The organism is Spirillospora sp. NPDC047279, assembly GCF_040643285.1.
Classification (GTDB): domain Bacteria; phylum Actinomycetota; class Actinomycetes; order Streptosporangiales; family Streptosporangiaceae; genus Spirillospora.
Genome location: NZ_JBEYUA010000004.1, coordinates 465,836 through 483,250, shown reverse-complemented (window position 1 = coordinate 483,250; position 17,415 = coordinate 465,836). Strand labels below are relative to the sequence as shown.

Genomic DNA, 17,415 nt, shown 5'->3' with positions numbered 1-17,415 from the left:
TGTGGCCACGCTCTCCCAATGGGTCGCCGGCTCCCGGCCCCGCACCCTGCCCGCCTCCCTCGTGCCGGTCGTCGTCGGCACCGGCATCGCGATCGGTGCGGACGGCGCGGTGTGGTGGCGCGCCCTGCTGGCCGCGTTCGTCGCGCTGATCCTGCAGATCGGGGTCAACTACTCCAACGACTACAGCGACGGCGTGCGCGGCACCGACGAGGAACGGGTCGGGCCGCTGCGGCTGGTCGGCTCCAAGGTCGCCGCGCCCAAGCAGGTGCTGGCCGCGGCGCTGGGCTGCTTCGCGCTCGCCGCGATCGCCGGGTTCGTGCTGGCGGCGGTGACGACCTGGTGGCTGCTGCTGGTGGGCGCGTTCGCCATCCTCGCCGCGTGGTTCTACACCGGCGGCAAGAACCCCTACGGCTACCGCGCGCTCGGCGAGATCTCGGTGCTCGTCTTCTTCGGGCTGGTCGCCGTGGTCGGCACGGTGTACGTGCAGGTGGAGGGCGTCCCGTGGGAGGCGTGGGCGGCGGCGGTGCCGATCGGGCTGCTGGCGTGCGCGCTGCTGGTCGCCAACAACCTGCGCGACATCCCGACCGACGAGGTCTCCGGCAAGCGCACCCTCGCGGTGGTGCTCGGCGACCGCTGGACGCGGGTGCTGTACGCGGCGTGCGCCGCGCTGCCGTTCATGTTCGTGCTGGCGCTGGCCGCGCCGCACCCCTGGGTGCTGATCGCGCTGCTCGCCGCCCCGCTGTCGGTGCCGCCGACGCAGAAGGTGCTGCACGGCGCGACCGGCCCCGCCCTCATCCCCGTACTGGGCGAGACCGGCCGCCTGCAGATCGCCTATGGCGTGCTGCTCGCCGTCGGCCTGGCGCTCTAGGCGCCGTCGGCCTGGCGCTCCAGGCGTCCCGGCCCGGTCTAGGGGCGCGGGGTCACGGCCCAGTCGATCTCGGGCTCGCCCGCGTCGGCGAGCGCCTTGTTGACCGCGCTGAACGGCCGGGTGCCGAAGAACTTCTTGGCGCTGAGCGGGCTCGGGTGCGCCGACTCGATGACGGTGTGGTGCACGCCGGTGATGAGCTTGGCCTTCTTGCGGGCGTAGGCGCCCCAGAGCACGAAGACGACACGTTCGGGCTTGTCGTTGAGTGCCCGGATGGCGGCGTCGGTGAACTCCTCCCAGCCCTTGCCCGCGTGCGCCCCGGCCTCGCCCTCGCGCACCGTCAGCACCGCGTTGAGCAGCAGCACGCCCTGGTCGGCCCAGGCCGTCAGGTCGCCGGTCTTGGCGACCGGCACGTCAAGGTCGGCCGCGAGCTCCTTGTAGATGTTGCGCAGCGACGGCGGCAAGCGGACTCCGTCGCGCACGCTGAAGCTCATGCCGTGCGCCTGCCCGGCGCCGTGGTAGGGATCCTGACCGAGGATGAGCACCCGCGCCTTGTCGTAGGTGCAGTGCCGGAACGCGTTGAACAGGTCGTCCTGCGGCGGGTAGACCGTCCGCGCCGCGTACTCCTGCGCCACGAACGCGCTCAGCGCCGCCGTCCCGATCGGGTCGAGCAGCGGGTCGAGCCGCTCGCGCCAGCCGTCGGGCAGCAGTTCCATCAGGTCGAAGGACATCGGGACCTCTCCGGGGAAGGATTCTTCAGCTACCGGAAACCCTATTGCCGAGGTCTGACACGCCACGGCGAATCACGGGAGGGAAGGGCCCCCGACTCTAGGATGCCGACATATGCCCGACTCCCCCCTCCGGCGGCATGTCACCGCCTTTGCCGCGCTTATCGCGACTCTCGCCGCCCTGGCGGCGGGTTGCGGCCGGGCGCCGGGCGAGGGAACGCTGACCGTGCTGATGCCCTCGTCGCTCACCGACGTCGGCCGCGAGCTCGGCGCGGCCTACCGGCGCGAGCACCGCGACGTGAAGATGAAGCCGGTGTACGGCGGCTCGCAGGAGATGGCCGAACGCGTCGACGACCACAACCCCGGTGACGTGCTCGTGACGGCCGACGAGACGTCCATGAACGCGGTGGCCGAGCATCTGACGGGGCCGCGGCGCGTCGTCGCGCTCGGCTCGATGACCATCGCGGTGGCGCCGGGCAACCCCCAGCGCATCCGCGGGCCGCGCGACCTGACACGGCGCGGGCTGCGCGTCGCGGTGGGCGCGGGCACGGTGCCGGTGGGCCGCTACGCGCGGGAGGTCTTCGCGCGGGCCGGCGTCACCGTGCGGTGGACGTCGGAGGAGGTCAGCGCCCGCGCGGTGCTCGACCGGGTCCGGGGCGGCGAGGCGGACGCCGGGATCGTCTACATCACCGACCTGCGTTCGGCCGGGGCCGCCGCGAGCAGCGTGCCCATCCCGGCGGACGACAACGTGACCGCGACCTATCCCGCGATGGCCGTGAAGGACGGCGCGGACCTGGACCAGGCCCGGTCGTTCGTCGCCTGGCTGTCCTCGCCCACGGCCCGCGCGCTCTTCAACAAGCACGGCTTCTCCACTCCCGCCCCCGGCCGCTGAGACGTCACGCGAGGCGTCACCTGAGGCCGCCGGGCTCCAGGGGCACGTCATCACGCGCGCTCGGCGCGGGCCTTGAGGGCGGCGTTCATCGCGTCGAACTCGTCGGCCATCCGCAGCAGGCCGCCCGCGACGGGCACGAGGGCTCCGCTGAACCGCTCGCCCTGGGTCAGGCGCACCGTGCCGTTCCCGGCGGGCTCGATGAGGAAGTAGTGCTCGCCGTCCACGATGCCGGGGACCCACGTCCGGCCGATCCAGCGCAGCTCGCGGCCCGGGTCGGCCTTCAGCACCCTCGGCCTGAAGTTCATGGTGCCGCCGTCGGAGCCCCGCAGGGTGTTGTCGAGCCGGGTGCCCTGGCGGGCGGTGCCCTGGACGCTGACGATGAACGGGTTCCACTCGGGGTAGCTCTGGAAGTCGGTCAGCACCTGCCAGACCTTGTCGGCCGGGGCGGCGATCTCGACCGAGGTGCGGACCTCGTGCGGGGCCAGCGTGCCCCAGGCGAACAGGCCGGCGGCGGACAGCGGGAGGAGGGCGGCGGTCCCGAGGGTGATGCGGCGGATCTTCACGAGAGGCTCCTTGCCTTTCCTTCTTAGCTAATCTAGTTAGCCAAAACGTTAGCTAAAGACATTAGCCAGCGCAAGAGGGCTCCGGGACCCGCTCCGTTTCGGGCGGTCGAGGACGGGAAGGTCTTGATCACTTCGGCGGGGGGCCGGAGGATGCGCAACGGGGAGATCAGTCGTGCCGTCCAACCAGCCGAGACAGCCCGACAAGCGCCAGTCCGTGCCGCCGCGCAACGATCCCGACCAGCCATGGCGCGCCGAGGGCGTGCCGGCCCGCACCGACGGCAAGGACGGGAAACCCCGCAAGGGCGGCGACGACTACAAGGGCGGCGGCTTCAGGCCGGGCCGCAACACCTACCTCTTCTGGGCGCTGCTGCTCCTGGTCTTCGCGCTGAGCTTCCTGTCGATGCACTACACCGGCAAGGAGGAACGCTCGACGATCCCCTACACCGCGTTCACCCAGCAGGTGGCCGCCGGGAACGTCAAGGACGTCTACACCAAGGGCTACCAGATCCAGGGCGACCTCAAGAAGGCGCAGCAGATCCCGGGGCAGTCCGACAAGGACAAGACCTACACCAAGTTCGAGACGCTGCGCCCCTCGTTCGCCGACGACAAGGTCTACAGCGACATGGTGGCCAAGGGCGTGGTCGTCGAGGCCAAGCCCGTCTCCGAGGACCGCGGCTTCCTGGCGAACCTGCTGCTGTCGCTGCTGCCGGTGCTGCTGTTCGTCGGACTCTGGATCGCCGCGATGATCTGGATCCAGCGGCGCATGTCCGGCGGGGCCGGCGGCGGCCTGATGGGCTCGTTCGGCCGCTCCCCCAAGCCGGTCACGCCGGACGAGAAGCGCGCCACGTTCGCCGACGTCGCGGGCATCGACGAGGTCGAGGACGAGCTCAGCGAGATCGTCGACTTCCTCAAGGACCCCGGCAAGTACCGCAAGCTGGGCGCCCGGGTGCCGCGCGGCGTGCTGCTGACCGGCCCGCCCGGCACCGGCAAGACCCTGCTGGCGCGCGCCGTGGCCGGTGAGGCGGACGTGCCGTTCTACTCGGCCGCCGCGTCGGAGTTCATCGAGATGGTCGTCGGCGTCGGCGCCGCCCGGGTGCGCGAGCTGTTCACCGAGGCCCGCAAGACCGCGCCGTCCATCATCTTCATCGACGAGATCGACACCATCGGCCGGACCCGCGGCAGCGGCGCCGGCATGGGCGGCCACGACGAGCGCGAGCAGACGCTCAACCAGATCCTCACGGAGATGGACGGGTTCTCGGGGTCGGAGGGCGTGGTGGTCATCGCCGCCACCAACCGGCCCGACATCCTCGACGCGGCGCTGCTGCGCCCCGGGCGGTTCGACCGCACGATCGCCGTCTCGCCGCCCGACCTGGACGGCCGCGTCGCCATCCTCGGGGTGCACACCCGCGAGGTGCCGCTGGCGGCGGACGCCGACCTCACCGCGATCGCCAAGATGACGCCCGGCATGACCGGCGCCGAGCTGGCCAACCTGGTGAACGAGGCGGCGCTGCTCGCGGTCAAGCGCGGCAAGACCGCGGTCGACATGGCCGACTTCCACACCGCGCTGGAGAAGGTCCAGCTCGGCACGCGCCGTTCGCTGGTGATGCCGCCCGAGGAACGCCGCCGCACCTCGTACCACGAGTCGGGGCACGCGCTCCTCGGCATGCTGCACCCGGGCGCCGACCCGGTACGCAAGATCACCATCGTGCCGCACGGCCGCGCGCTCGGCGTGACCGTCTCCACGCCCGAGGGCGACCGGTACGCCTACGACGAGGACTACCTGCGCGGCCGCATCATCGGCGCGCTCGGCGGCATGGCGGCCGAGGAGCTGGTCTTCGGCGTCGTCACCACCGGTGCCGAGAGCGACCTCGAACAGGTCACCAGGATCGCCCGCAGCATGGTCGGCCGCTGGGGCATGTCCGAGCGCATCGGCCCGCTGTCGGTCCTGCCGCCCGACGGCGCGGACCCGATGGCGCAGTACGCGGCGCAGGGCACCCTGGACGCCGTGGACGAGGAGACCCGGCGCATCGTCGACGACTGCTACGACGAGGCCCTCCGGATGCTCCGCGACAACCGGGACAGGCTCGAGTCCCTGGCCACCACCCTGCTGGACCAGGAGACCCTGGACGAGGCCGCCGCCTACGCCGCCGCGGGCATCGAGCGCCGCCCCGACAGCGCGTCCATCGAGACTCCCGGCGAACGCCCGGACCTGTCGAAGGGTTAGCCGGGCGCGGGGATGCCGCCCGTCATCTCCGCGTGCCACCGCCGGAATCCCGGCTCCGACGTGAGCACCTCGAAACGGCCCGAGAAGTACTCGGCCAGAAGCAGGATGGACAGCACGTACGGGCCGAAGAGCCCGAGCCGGGGAGCGTCGGAGAAGGCCGCCGTGAGCCCGTAGTGACCACGCCGCGGATGGTCGAACACCGGCACCAGCTCGTCCATCTCCTCGTACCAGAAGGAGTGCCAGACCTCGTGGTGGATCATGAGCCGCAGGCTGGTCACGGTGACGAGGTTCCGGTGCCATTCGCGCCACTGGAGGACGGCGTCCCGCATGGCGCGCTCCTCGCGCCCGCCGTTGGCGAGGGCGTGGCCCGCGTGCCGGAACGGGTCGAGGCCGAACGGCGAGCCGACGTGCGTCCATTCGGCGTCGACGGCGTAGAGGCGGGCGTAGTCGGCGGGCCGCTCCGCGACGGCGAACTCGGCGGGCCTCAGCCGCAGCCGCGGATGGAACGGCCGGAGCTCGCCTCCCTCGCGGAGGAGGTCGAACCACATCAGGGCGTCCCCCGCGCCGCCGGTGATCTCCCGTCCGGTCCAGTTCACGGCCACGACTCCCGACCACGCTCGGCCTGGCCCCGTTCCCCACCCCAGGGTCGGGCGCGAATCAATCCGCGGCAACGACGGGCCGAGTCCGGATGCGGCCACGGCGGCGGTGCGGCGTCAGGCGTTCGCCCCGGTCACGGACGCCTGGTCGGGAACGGCTGGTCGCGCATGGCGTCCAGTGCGCGGTTGAGCTCTTCCCGGAAGCGGACGAACTCGGACTCCGACGCGGTGTACCGGGTGACGCGGTTCTTCGGGTCGGTGGTGACGAAGAACGTCCAGTCGCCCCTGGCCGGGTTGAGCGCGCCCTTGAGCGCGGCCTCCCCGGGGTTGGAGATCGGGCCGGGCGGCAGGCCGTCGTTGGTGTAGGTGTTGTACGGCGAGTCGACGCGGGTGTCGCTCTCGGAGACCCGCAGGTCGTGGCGGCGCTGCGCGTACAGCACGGTGGTGTCGAGCTGCAGCCGCCCGCCCGACTCCAGCCGGTTGTAGACGACCCGCGAGATCTTCGGGTAGTCGGCGGCGGTGCCGCCCTCGGCCTGGGCGATGCTGCCCATCGTGACGGCCTGGAGCGGCGTCAGCCGCACCGCCTCGGCCCTGCTCTCCAGGTCGAGGTCGGCGGCGGCCTGGCGGAAACGCCGGACCATCGCGGCGAGCACCGCCTTGGCGTCCTGGCCCGGCTCGATCGGGTACGTCGCGGGGAACAGGAAACCTTCGAGCCGCCCGTCGGCGTACGAGGGCAGGCCCAGGTCGGACGGGTCGGCGGCGGCCTTGGCGAACTCGGCGCGCGGGATGCCCGACCCCCTGGCCAGGACGGTGAGCGTCTCGTCCAGCCGGAGCCCCTCGCGCACGGTGACCTTGCGCTGGACGCGCGCCGCCGGGTCGAACAGCAGCCCGAGCGCGTCGGCGGCCTTCATCTCCCGGCGCAGCCGGTAGAGCCCCGGGCGCAGCGCGGCGGCCCTGGCCGAGCCCTCGACGGCCTTGATGAACGCGTCGTCGCTGGCGACGACGCCCTTCTCCTCCAGTGCCGTGCCGACCTCGCGGGCCGACTGGCCGGGCTCGATCCGGACCATCGCCTCGCCCTGCCCGCGCCCCTCGAAGTCGTCCGGCGCCAGCGCGGACTTGACCATGCCGCCGAACGCGAGGCCGCAGCCCGCCAGCACGAGCAGGAGCACGGCTCCCACCGCGAGCGGCCAGGTCAGGTCGCGCCGTTCGAGACTGCCCACCGCCGCCATCCCCTCACGACTCTGTGTAGTCGATGACGTACTTATAGTAACGAAGGGGGCGCGCGAGTGACCCCGCGCGCCCCGCCTGACCTCAGTTCACCGAGGTGGAACGCCTCAGTGGCGGTCGAAGTTCTCGCCCTGCTCGCGGGCCTGGTCCTGCAGGTTCTCACCCTGCTCGCGGGCCCGGTCCTGCAGGTTGTCGCCCTGCTCGCGGCCCTGCTCCATGGAGTCCCCGCCGTCGTCGCGAGCCCTGTCGCCGGACTGGCCGACCTTCTCCTTGGCCTGGTCGGCCATGTCCGAGGCCTTGTCCTTGGCGTTGTCGAAGACACCCATCAGGAATTTCCCCCTTTTTCGCGGAGGTGCATGACCTGCACCACTACGACCAGTACCCGGGGGAACGTAACGTCGAGGTCAGGCGACCGGAGATCTGCGGTGAACGAGCCGCGATCACGGGCGGGGCGGGAGTTTCGGCGCCTCGAAACGGGGCCGGTCGGCGGGATCCGGCCGGTGCGGCGGGCGTGTCGCCAGCTGTTCGAGGGCGGTCTCCATGGCACGTTCAAGCTGGGTGTCGCATCCCTTTGCATGGTCTTGGGGGGTGATGTCCACGTCGATGTGGGGATCGGTGCCGTAGTTCTCCAGCCGCCAGCCGACATCATCGAAGGCGAACGAGAACTCCGGCTGGGTGGTGATCGTCCGGTCGGCGAGCCGGTGCCGGGGATGGATGCCCACCACGCCTCCCCAGGTGCGCTTGCCGACCAGCGGGCCCAGCCGCAGCACCTTGAACGCGTGCGCGAAGACGTCGCCGTCCGACCCCGTCCACTCGTTGATCAGGCCGACCAGCGGGCCGGCCGGCGACTCCCGGAGATAGGGCTCGGGCACGCCCCAGCGGGGATGGTCGAAGCCGAGCCGGGGCCGGATGAGCCGTTGCAGCAGCAGCCCGCCCACCTGGCCGCCGCCGTTGAAGCGCACGTCGATGATCAGCGCGTCGCGGTCGTACTCGGCCAGGAACCCCCGGTGGAACTCGGCGAACCCGCCCGCCTTCATGTCGGGCACGTGCAGGTAGCCGACCCGGCCGCCGGTCCGTTCGTGGACGAGCCGCCGGTTGCCCCGCACCCAGTCGCGGTACCGGCCGGGCCGTTCGTCCCGGAGCGTCGGCACCTCGATGGTCCACGGCTCCTGCCGGCCGCGCCGCAACGTCAGCCGCACCTCCTGGCCGACCTGGTTGACCAGCTGCTCCTGCGGGCCGCCGAAGCCGAGCCCGACCGACTGCCCGTTCACCGCGAGCACCACGTCGCCCACCCGGACGTCCACGCCCGGACGGTTGAGCGGCGACGTCGCCGCCGCGTCCCACGGGTCGCCGTGCACGATGCCCGCGACCACGTAGTGGCCGGTGCCGCTCTCCAGGGCCCAGTCCACGCCGAGATGGGCGAGCGGGTAGGCGGGCTGCGGGCGGTACGCGCCGCCGCGTTCGTACGCGTGCGAGGTGCCCAGCTCGCCCTGCACCTCCCAGAGGAGGTCGGAGAACTCGCTGCGGGTGCTCACCCGGTCCACCAGGGGCTTGTAGCGGTCGTACACGCCGTACCAGTCGAGCCCGGACATGTCCTCGGCCCAGAAGTGGTCGAGCTGGAGCCGCCAGGCCTCCCGGAACATCTGGCCCCACTCGCCCTCGGGCCAGATCGACACCTTCACCCGCGACAGGTCGATCCAGCCGGACGCCCGGCCGGGCGCGTCGCCGTCGGGCACGTCCTTGCCCGCGGGCAGCACGCGCAGCCGCTGCCCGGCGCGGTAGAGCAGCGTGCTCCCGTCCCGGCTGACCCGGAAGTCGCTGATCCTGGACGCGAGCTGCCGCCGCCTCCGTTCGCCCAGGTCGTACTGGAGGAGCGCGCTGTGGAGCAGCGTGTCGCGGATGCCCTCGATCGGGTGGTACGAGAGCAGCACCTTGCCCTCGATGCCCTCCACCCGCGCGTACCGGGCCTCGGGCACCGGCAGCGGCACCACCCGCCGCTCGATGCCGTCGAAGTCGATCTCGAGCGTCTCGGCGGGCTCGGCGTCCTCGCCCTCGCCGGGCGGCGGGACGTCGGGGCGCAGCGCGATCGCGTACGGCAGCGCGCCGAGCGGGAATCCCATGCCGAACTGCAGCGAGTCGTCGATCGGGTTGAAGACCCGCGCGCCGATGAAGTACAGGTAGCGTCCGCCGGGGTCGAACGAGGGCGCGCGGTCCCTGAGCACCGGGTCGAGGACGATCCGCGTCTCCCGGGTGCCCACCCGGCAGATCTTGATGGCCGTCGTCCGGGCACTGTCGGGGTAGGTGTAGGCGAGCCAGCGGCCGTCGTACGACCAGGCCGGGTCCTCGATCGCGCCGAACGGGCTGGCGTCGAGCCGGACCGCCGGGGTGCGCGGGTCGCCCGCGTTCACCAGGAGCAGCTCGTTGCGGTGGTTGGTGATCGCCACCTGGTCGTTCACCGGCGACACCGAGAGCGACGTCATCCGGCCGGTGTCGGCCGCCTCGAACCGCGTCTGCGCGCCGCCGGCGTCCATCACGACGAGCATCTCCCGGTCGCCGAGGTCGCTCGCCGCGGCGACCATGCGCTCCTGGTCGTTCAGCCAGCTCAGCAGCCGGTAGCGGACACCGCAGCGGGCGCCGTGCTGCTGGACGGGCCCGGTCCAGTTCCCGAACGTGAACGCCTTGCCCCGGGTCGTGATCGCCAGCCCCGTCCCGTCGGGCCGCAACGTCGCGCCGTCGAGGTACATGGCGGCGTCCACGAACCGCCGGTCCAGCTGCGACCGCGAGGTGCCCAGCTGCACCTCGATGCGCCGCGCCTCCTCCCCCGGGTCCAGCAGGTACAGATCGGCGCCCGCGTGGTAGACCAGCCGCCGCCCGTCGCTCGCCAGGTTGCGCGCGTAGAAGTCCTCATGGTCGGTGTGGCGCCGCAGGTCGCCGCCGGCCTCGGTGCACGAGTAGACGTTCCCGACGCCCTCGTGGTCGGACAGGAAGTAGACCCGGTCGCCCACCCAGCAGGGCGCGGCGAGGTTGCCGTCCAGCGCGATCAGCGGCCGGAACGGCCCGCCGTCGGAGATCCACAGGTTGCCCGCCGTGCCGCCCCGGTACCGCTTCCACCGCGCCGGGTCGGAGGTGTTGCGCCCCAGCACCACCCCGCCCTGGGGCCCGAACGACACCGAGCCCGCCGGCCCGTACGGCAGCCGCTCGGGCAGCCCGCCACCCGGCGCGATCCGGTGCAGCCACCGCCGTCCCGCGAACGGCTGCCCCGCGTCACTGGCGTAGACGATCGACCCGCCCGCGTCCCAGGCACTGACGACGCAGCTGGCCCCCTGATAGGTCAGCCGCCGGGCGTTCCCGCCGTCCAGCGGCAGCAGGTAGACCTCCTTGGGCCCCTCGCCCTCCCCCACGAACGCGACCCGCGTCCCGTCCGGTGAGATCCGCGGATACCCGACCTCCGCCACCCCAGCGGTGAGCCGCCAGGCCCGCCCGCCCTCCGTCGGCACCAGCCACAGGTCGTCGTCCGCCACGAAGACCACCAGGTCCTCGCGCACATCAGGAAAACGGAAGTAGCCCGACATCCCTACAAACCTGCCGCCCCCACCCCCAACAAAAGACCAACCCCCGGCAAAGCCTTCCCCCGCCGCGACATCACCCGCGCCGGAGGCTCCGAGCGAGCCAGTCCGAGGTCTGGTGCAGGTCGAGACTGTTGACGCACATGTGGTTGAACGCCGCCTTGTAGACCCCCACCGCCTCGATCTTGTCCAGGTAGACCGCGCCGCTGAGGTTGCGGATGTACGCCACGTCCGGCAGCTCGCGGTCGGGAAACCGCAGCAGGCTGAACGCGCAGCCCTCGGTGACGTGGCCGGCCTCGATGGGCAGGACCTGGATCGTGACGTTGGTCTCCTGGTTCATCTCCAGAAGACGGTGGATCTGGCCCCGCATCACGCCCCCGTCACCGATCGGCCGGAGCAGCGCCGCCTCGTCGATGACGACCCACAGGCGAGGGGCGCCGGAGGCGATGAGCCGCCGTTGCCGCTCCATCCGCAGCGCCACCCGCCGCTCGATCTCGCCCTCCTCGTCCCCGGGGAAACCGGCGCGGATCACCGCCCTGGCGTAGTCCTCGGTCTGGAGCAGGGCGGGCACGAACTGGTTCTCAAAGGCGCGGATGAGCTCGGCGCCTTCCTCCAGCCCGATGTAGGTCTGGAACCAGGACGGCAGCAGATCGCTGTAGCGATGCCACCAGTCCGGCGTGTTGCCCTCGCTGGCGAGCTTGAAGATCGCATCCCGCTCGGTCTCGTCGATGACCCCGTACAGGTCGAGCAGGTCCCGGAGGTCCCGCTCACGAAGACCCACCCGGCCGAGTTCGATGCGCCCGATCTTCGAATCCGAGGAACGGATCCGGTAGCCGGCCTCCTCGCGGCGGATGCCCGGCTCCTCACGCAGCCTCCGCAACTGCGAGCCGAGCAACATCCGCCGGACCGTGGAGCCCCCCGTGTACGGCTCGGCCTCGATGGGCCGACCACCGCACGATCCACCGCGCGGCCCGCGGCCCGAACTCGGTGTACTCGACCAGACCGAGCACGAGCAGCACGCCGGCCCCCACAAGGTGAACGCTCATCGGGCACCGCCACTCAAGCCGCGCCGCCAGAACGCCGTGCCCGGCGCCGGCCGCCCGGGCGGCGCGCCGGGATCGAGCGCGGCCGGTCGCCGTTCGCCCAGCAGGGACCGCACCTCGGCGACGCCGTTCGGGGTGAGCCGGTAGAAGCGGCGGCGCGGGCGGGTGAGCTCGGGGTCCTGCTCCTCCCACCGCGCCGTCACCCAGCCCGCGTCCTCCAGCCGGTCCAGCACCCGGTAGACGGTCGGCCCCGCCCTCTTGGTGCTCTGCACGATCGGCCACCCGTGCAGCTCGACACCCCGCTGATGGGCGTCGAAGAGCTGCTCGATCACGTCGAGCAAAGGCCCGGTGATCCGCTCGATTCCGCTCATTCGCTTATCGTACCTAGGTTCATTAGCTTAATGTACCTAGGTACGCTAGCAGCCGATGCCGGACCGAGGAGTGGTTTCGTGCAGCAGGAGGAGATCGATCACCTCGTGAACGCGCGTCTGGGGCGACAGGCCCTGCTGACGGGCGAGGCACCTCCGAACGGCCTGTTCGTGATCGACGAAGCGGTGCTCTTGCGCCCGCTCGCCGACGCGGAGACCCTGCGAGCCCAGGCCGAGCACCTTCGCGAGGTGATGACGCTTCCGAACGTGCAGCTGCAAGTCCTGCCCTTGGCGGCGGGCGCCCACGCCGCTCTCGACGGCGCTTTCCAGATCCTGAGCTTCGAAGACGCGCCCGACGCGGTCTATGTCGACGGTCCCAGCAGCGGGTGGTTCGTCGAGCAGCCCGACATGGTCAAGGACTCCGTCTGGTCGTACGATCTCATGCGTACGAAGGCGATGTGCCCCGAAGAATCCCTTCACGCGATCGTTTCGGCTTGGGGAGAGCGATGACCCACCAGAAGAACCGATCCGCCGCCGTGTGGCGGAAGAGCAGCCAGAGCGGCGGGTCCGGGGGCGCCTGTGTCGAGGTCGCCGAGCTTGGCGCCTCCGTTCACATCCGCGACTCCAAGGACCCCAGTGGCCCTGAGCTGAGTCTCGACGCCGCCCAATGGCGCACACTCATCAGGAACATCAAGACCGAGTAGCACGACCCGAGCTGACGCCTTGTAGCGCAGGAGCAGCTAAAGCGGAGGCTCGGGAGGCGATTGCGGCAGGTCGCCGGACTCGGCGGCCGTGGTGGTTGATGCAGGGTCTATGACGCGGCTGGCTGCGGGTGAAGGTGCGACGGAGAGTGGCCGGGGCACGCCTGTAGGCCCGGGGTGTGGTGACCGCCGGGCCATGAGGCCGCATGTCGCGAGGGTGGGCTCAGGCTGCGAGGTGGTGATCGCCCCAGGGATCATCACCGGGATCGGGTGATCGTCCCGTCGGCCATCTGCCACGTCTGGATCTTGCGACCCCGTCCGGGGGCAGCGTCCGGTAGACGTACAACCCGTGCTGGTCCTTGCTGATCTGCATCTGTGCCGGGTGGGTGTGTTTCCACCGGTTGTGCCAGCCACAGCACAGCGCAAGCTTGTCGATGTTCGTCGGGCTCTCACCCAGCGCCCATCCATCAACATGGTCGACCTCGCACAGGAACCCCGGCACCTCACACCCGCGCACCGCGCAGGTGGCGTACTGGGTTTCCAGCACCCGCCGCTGACCCCGGCTGGCGATCCGCACCGTGTGCCCCAGGTAGAGCGGCACGTTGTCGCGCCCCAGCAGCAGCGGCGAGACACCAGCGGTGACCGCCAGCCGCCGAACCTGCTCGGCCGGGATCTGGGTGCCATCGCGCAACCACCCAGGCGCGTCATCGCCCATCAACGTCTCGAGGTTGGCGATGACGGTGACGCGGGTGGGCTTGTGTCCCCGCGACAGCACCGTCGTCAGCGCGGCGGCGGTCCGTTCACCCAGATCACGGCGGTCGTCGGTGCCCGCTGGCTTGGCCAGGTGACCGAGGGTGCCATCCAGGATCGCGGTGTCCTCGGGGTTGAGCCACCCGTTCACATACGACCCGCCATCCAACGACCTGTTGAACGTCAGCCAGGAGCGTTCGTAGCCGCGCTGCACGTCCTCGGGCGCCTTCTCTGTGCCGCTCTGTTCCGAGACCAGGTCATGGATCTTGCGGCCCAGCTTGGCGACCTTGCCCGCCGCCAGCCCATCATTAGCAGCGTCCAGCAAAATCTCCTCGGCCTTAGCGCAGTCCTCATCGTTCAACCGCTGCACGGCGTCAGCCACGGTGGCCGCATAACCGAGCGACAGGTCACCGGCGGCCATGTCCTTACTCACGCGCTCCAGGCGCGGGAGCTGCCGGGCCAGGGTGACGCGCTCCTTGGCGCGGCCCTCGCGCATCCCCAGACGGCACCGCAACCACGCCTGCGTGGACGGCAACCCCCAGTTCTTCATTTCACCGGTGCGATCCACCACCGCGATCATCGCGGCCAACGCGAATTCACCTTGATCGAATACGCGTGCCAAACCCTCGGCCAATTCCATGCAGGCGGCACCCGAGTCAGGTAGAGGCCTGTGCGCAAGCTGTGTGGCGATCGCAGCTGCCGCTTCCACCAGTTCTGCGGTGGAAGCGGTCTCTAGATCCGCGACGATCGAACACATATCTTAGATTATATCGACCGTCACGGATTGCGATTGGTTGATTACGGACATTTCAAAGGCCGCAGGTGGCCATCTCTTGCACCGGCGCCAATCGGGCGGGGTTGTTCGTCCTACGGTGGGTGCGTGGCCCGGCACGGGTGAGTCGGAGTCTAAGCCGGTTTCCGCAGGTGGACGGCTGAGCAGAGCCAAACTGACCCGCCGCGCACACTCCCGCCCCTCCGAGAGTTGCTGTCACGTTGGCCCAGGTCCAGAAACCTAAGGATGCGATTAGGGGGAGGGTGCGTGACCGCCTGAGGTTGTGCCGAAACCCGCGCTTCGCGCGGCTCCAAAGTTCGAACATCAGCCACCAATAGCACCCGCACAATGGCGGAAAAGTGGGACCGGTCGCCTACTTTCTTATCGATGCCGCTTTTTGCAGACCGTACCCACCCGCAGTCGGGCGATAGGCGCTAGCCAAAGGGGTGACCGGTGCCGCCAAATCCCCGAAGGGGCCTAATGATTTAACCGGGCAATGGGCTGACCTGTAGCACCGCCACACCCTGGCCCCGCCCGACGGCGTCAGTTCAGGACGGCAGAGGTGGGGAGAGCGGTCTCGGCCAGCACCAGGGCGTCCGTGTGGGTTTGCAAGGCCCTCAGGACGACGGAGTGCGGGGCAGCATAGACCACAGGGTGGACGGGGGTGCCCGGGAAGGCCAGGCGGTCCTCGGCGGCGGAGAACTCGACGTCCTTGCCGCGCGGGTCGAGGCGGACCCAGCGGTCGTCGATGAGGGCGGCGGCCAGGCCGTGCAGGACGTCGAACGGCTGGTAGCACAGGCCCGCCTGGATGCCGCCGGCGCGCAGCAGGGCGACGAGGGCGTGCGCCTGGGCGTAGCAGAGGCCGACCCGCTGTTCGAGGACGTCGGAGGCGCGCCAGGTGACGCGGGGGTCGCGGACGTCCAGGTTGTGCTCGACCTCGTCGCGGACGTGCTCGAAGGCGGCCTTGGCGTAGGCGATGTCATCGCCGGTGCGCAGGGCCGAGGCGGTCGCCTGGACGAGCGGGTGCTCGAGGTCGATGGCCAAGTCCGCGGCGAGGTAGTCCCAGGGTTCGGCGTCGAAGATCATTCGAGGCCGAGCAGGGCGTCGATCCCGACGACGAGGGGCTCGGGCAGGGTCGGCGCGGCGCGCACGGCGAGCAGGACGCCGGGCATGAACGACTCGCGGTTCATCGAGTCGTGCCGGATCGTGAAGACCTCGCCGTGGCCGCCCAGCAGGACCTCCTGGTGGGCGATCATGCCGGCCAGCCGGACGGAGTGCACGTGCACGCCCTCGACGTCGGTGCCGCGGGCGCCGTGCAGCTCGGAGGTGGTGGCGTCCGGGGAGGGCGGCGTGCCCGCCTCGGCGCGGGCCGCGGCGATCAGCTCGGCGGTGCGGTAGGCGGTGCCGGACGGGGCGTCGGCCTTGTTGGGGTGGTGCAGCTCGACGATCTCGACCGACTCGAAGAACGGGGCGGCCTTCTGCGCGAAGTGCATCATCAGCACGGCGCCGATGCCGAAGTTGGGGGCGATGAGGACGTTGGCGCCCGGGCTCGCGGCCTGCCAGCCGCGCACGGCGTCGAGCCGGGCCGGGTCGAAGCCGCTGGTGCCGACGACCGCGTGCAGCCCGTTCTCGACGCACCAGCGCAGGTTGCCCATGACCACGCCGGGGTGGGTGAAGTCGACGACCACCTCCGCGCCCGTCAGCGCGTCGAGCTTGTCGCCCTCGTCGACCGCGGCGGCCAGACGCATGTCGTCCGCGCCCTCGACCGCCCGGCACACCTCGGCCCCCATGCGGCCGCGCGCGCCCAGCACCCCAACTTTGATCACGATCGCCTCCTGCCTTGACTCCGGGTTGAGCCTATCGCGGGGAACGACCTGGCAGATTGCAGCTCATGCGGGGGTACGGGGTGGTGTACGCGGTCGCGGCGGTGGTGCTGGTGACCCTGCCGATCCCGGACCTGGTGCTGGGCAATCCGGCGTTGCAGGTGCGGGTGTTCGACGTCGCGCTGTTCGTGCCGCTGGGCGTGTTCGTGCGGCATGTGTCCGGGCGCGGTGTCGCGGCGACGGTGCTGATCGGCTTCCTGGCCTCGCTGGGCGTCGAGCTGACGCAGCTCGTCGCGATCCCGTGGCGCACGTTCGGCGTGGACGACCTGTGGTCCGGCACGCTCGGCACGCTGATCGGCGCGCTGGCGGCGCCGCTGCTGCGGCCCGGGGCGGCACCGCGGCCGGTGACCGGGCGGCGGCGGCTGCTCGGGATGGCCTGCGACGCCGCGCTGGTGATCGTCGTCGGCCAGGGGCTGCTGGTCACCGTCTCGGCGGCGGAGTACTGCCTGGGCGACGGGGCGTTCGACCGGGCGACGGAGGTGCGCCTGGAGCCGATCCTGGCCTGGTGGCTGCCGGGCGGCGTGCTGCTGATCCTGCTGCCGCTGCTGAACGGCGGCCGGTCGCCCGGGCAGCGGGCCGTGCTGCTGCGGCCGGTGCGGCCGGACGGCTCTCCCCCGCCCCGGTGGCGGCTCCTGGTGCAGGTCTCGACCGGGCCGCTGCTGCTCCTGCTGCTGATCGAGTCGTCCCTGGTGCTGCTGCTGTTGCTGGCGCACGCGGTGATCGCGTTCGTCCCCGACCACCGGGGGCTGTCGGGGTGGGCGTCGGGGCTGCGCTTCGCCGACGCCCGGTCCCGCGACGGGCTCAGTCGTCGTCCGCGACGAACAGGCTGAGCAGCCAGCTCACGACACCGATGATGATCGCGCCCCAGAAGGCGGGCCAGAACCAGTCGACGTGGAACGGCAGGTTGAGCTTGCCGGCGGCCCAGCTGGTCAGCATCAGCAGCGCGGCGTTCACGAACAGCGCGAACAGGCCCAGCGTCAGCACGTAGAACGCGCAGCCGAGCACCTTGATGAACGGCTTGATGAACGCGTTGACGATGCCGAAGATCACCGCCACGGCCAGCAACGTCCCCGCCCGCTTCGCCGCGGTGTCGCTGGTGACGGTGATGCCGTCCACCAGGGCCGTGGCCACCCACAACGCCACGGCGTTGATGAGCACCCTGATCAGAATCTTCATGGACACCCCCTCGATCGGGAGGCTTACCCGATCATGGACGGCGCCTAACGATCATTTCGTA

18 protein-coding genes are annotated in these 17,415 nt (G+C 71.0%); 6 read left to right on the top strand and 12 right to left on the bottom strand.

Annotation, left to right across the window (positions count from 1 at the left end; translation table 11 throughout):
• Nucleotide 1: 1 nt before the first annotated feature.
• Nucleotides 2–868: a 1,4-dihydroxy-2-naphthoate polyprenyltransferase gene (locus tag ABZ810_RS12830; protein ID WP_358402869.1), complete on the top strand. Its 867-nt coding sequence runs from the start codon at nt 2–4 to the stop codon at nt 866–868.
• A gap of 38 nt (nt 869–906) precedes the next feature.
• Here the strand turns inward: ABZ810_RS12830 and ABZ810_RS12825 are convergent, their stop codons facing one another.
• Nucleotides 907–1,596 (bottom strand): uracil-DNA glycosylase, encoded by a 690-nt coding sequence (locus tag ABZ810_RS12825; protein ID WP_358402623.1) that lies wholly within the window; start codon nt 1,594–1,596, stop codon nt 907–909.
• Between the two features lie 112 nt (nt 1,597–1,708).
• Between ABZ810_RS12825 and modA the strand changes: the two genes are divergently transcribed.
• Entirely contained in the window at nt 1,709–2,485 is a 777-nt protein-coding gene (modA, locus tag ABZ810_RS12820) for a molybdate ABC transporter substrate-binding protein (RefSeq protein ID WP_358402622.1), read from the top strand.
• Between the two features lie 50 nt (nt 2,486–2,535).
• On the opposite strand, the gene ABZ810_RS12815 is transcribed toward modA, so the two are convergent.
• Complete coding sequence (locus ABZ810_RS12815; RefSeq protein ID WP_358402620.1) at nt 2,536–3,048, bottom strand: SRPBCC domain-containing protein; 513 nt, start codon at nt 3,046–3,048, stop codon at nt 2,536–2,538.
• 172 nt (nt 3,049–3,220) lie between these two features.
• Here ABZ810_RS12815 and ftsH point away from each other — a divergent pair, with 172 nt between their 5' ends.
• Nucleotides 3,221–5,272 carry an ATP-dependent zinc metalloprotease FtsH gene (gene ftsH / locus ABZ810_RS12810; protein ID WP_358402618.1) on the top strand — a complete coding sequence of 684 codons (2,052 nt, stop codon included), beginning with the start codon at nt 3,221–3,223 and terminating at the stop codon, nt 5,270–5,272.
• On the opposite strand, the gene ABZ810_RS12805 is transcribed toward ftsH, so the two are convergent.
• The 6 genes from ABZ810_RS12805 to ABZ810_RS12780 all read right to left on the bottom strand — a co-directional run bounded on the left by ABZ810_RS12805 (nt 5,269) and on the right by ABZ810_RS12780 (nt 12,075).
• The gene (locus ABZ810_RS12805) at nt 5,269–5,868 is read right to left on the bottom strand and encodes a hypothetical protein (protein WP_358402616.1); all 600 of its coding nucleotides are present in this window, start codon (nt 5,866–5,868) and stop codon (nt 5,269–5,271) included. The genes ftsH and ABZ810_RS12805 overlap by 4 nt on opposite strands.
• 134 nt (nt 5,869–6,002) lie before the next feature.
• Nucleotides 6,003–7,088 carry an endolytic transglycosylase MltG gene (mltG, locus tag ABZ810_RS12800; protein WP_358402614.1) on the bottom strand — a complete coding sequence of 362 codons (1,086 nt, stop codon included), beginning with the start codon at nt 7,086–7,088 and terminating at the stop codon, nt 6,003–6,005.
• A 114-nt stretch (nt 7,089–7,202) separates the two neighbouring features.
• Complete coding sequence (locus ABZ810_RS12795; RefSeq protein ID WP_358402612.1) at nt 7,203–7,421, bottom strand: hypothetical protein; 219 nt, start codon at nt 7,419–7,421, stop codon at nt 7,203–7,205.
• A 114-nt stretch (nt 7,422–7,535) separates the two neighbouring features.
• Nucleotides 7,536–10,667 (bottom strand): PDZ domain-containing protein, encoded by a 3,132-nt coding sequence (locus ABZ810_RS12790; RefSeq protein ID WP_358402610.1) that lies wholly within the window; start codon nt 10,665–10,667, stop codon nt 7,536–7,538.
• Between the two features lie 70 nt (nt 10,668–10,737).
• Nucleotides 10,738–11,559 (bottom strand): helix-turn-helix transcriptional regulator, encoded by an 822-nt coding sequence (locus ABZ810_RS12785; RefSeq protein WP_358402608.1) that lies wholly within the window; start codon nt 11,557–11,559, stop codon nt 10,738–10,740.
• Nucleotides 11,560–11,703: 144 nt separating this feature from the next.
• Nucleotides 11,704–12,075, bottom strand: coding sequence for a helix-turn-helix transcriptional regulator (locus tag ABZ810_RS12780; RefSeq protein WP_358402606.1), 372 nt, complete (start codon nt 12,073–12,075; stop codon nt 11,704–11,706).
• A gap of 78 nt (nt 12,076–12,153) precedes the next feature.
• On the opposite strand from ABZ810_RS12780, the gene ABZ810_RS12775 reads away from it, so the two are divergent.
• The gene (locus tag ABZ810_RS12775; RefSeq protein ID WP_358402605.1) at nt 12,154–12,582 is read left to right on the top strand and encodes a DUF5753 domain-containing protein; all 429 of its coding nucleotides are present in this window, start codon (nt 12,154–12,156) and stop codon (nt 12,580–12,582) included.
• Nucleotides 12,579–12,776 (top strand): DUF397 domain-containing protein, encoded by a 198-nt coding sequence (locus ABZ810_RS12770; protein WP_358402603.1) that lies wholly within the window; start codon nt 12,579–12,581, stop codon nt 12,774–12,776. Before ABZ810_RS12775 ends, ABZ810_RS12770 begins: the two co-directional genes overlap by 4 nt.
• 220 nt (nt 12,777–12,996) lie before the next feature.
• On the opposite strand, the gene ABZ810_RS12765 is transcribed toward ABZ810_RS12770, so the two are convergent.
• The 3 genes from ABZ810_RS12765 to dapB all read right to left on the bottom strand — a co-directional run bounded on the left by ABZ810_RS12765 (nt 12,997) and on the right by dapB (nt 16,121).
• The gene (locus tag ABZ810_RS12765; RefSeq protein ID WP_358402601.1) at nt 12,997–14,280 is read right to left on the bottom strand and encodes a DUF222 domain-containing protein; all 1,284 of its coding nucleotides are present in this window, start codon (nt 14,278–14,280) and stop codon (nt 12,997–12,999) included.
• Between the two features lie 558 nt (nt 14,281–14,838).
• Entirely contained in the window at nt 14,839–15,381 is a 543-nt protein-coding gene (locus ABZ810_RS12760; RefSeq protein ID WP_358402599.1) for a transglutaminase family protein, read from the bottom strand.
• Nucleotides 15,378–16,121 carry a 4-hydroxy-tetrahydrodipicolinate reductase gene (dapB, locus tag ABZ810_RS12755; protein ID WP_358402598.1) on the bottom strand — a complete coding sequence of 248 codons (744 nt, stop codon included), beginning with the start codon at nt 16,119–16,121 and terminating at the stop codon, nt 15,378–15,380. Before dapB ends, ABZ810_RS12760 begins: the two co-directional genes overlap by 4 nt.
• A 65-nt stretch (nt 16,122–16,186) precedes the next feature.
• Between dapB and ABZ810_RS12750 the strand changes: the two genes are divergently transcribed.
• Nucleotides 16,187–17,008 (top strand): VanZ family protein, encoded by an 822-nt coding sequence (locus ABZ810_RS12750; RefSeq protein WP_358402596.1) that lies wholly within the window; start codon nt 16,187–16,189, stop codon nt 17,006–17,008.
• Here ABZ810_RS12750 and ABZ810_RS12745 read toward each other — a convergent pair.
• A complete protein-coding gene (locus ABZ810_RS12745; RefSeq protein ID WP_358402594.1) occupies nt 16,980–17,354 on the bottom strand; it encodes a phage holin family protein in 375 nt (124 codons plus the stop codon). The two genes, ABZ810_RS12750 and ABZ810_RS12745, sit on opposite strands and share 29 nt — an antisense overlap.
• Nucleotides 17,355–17,415 lie beyond the last annotated feature (61 nt).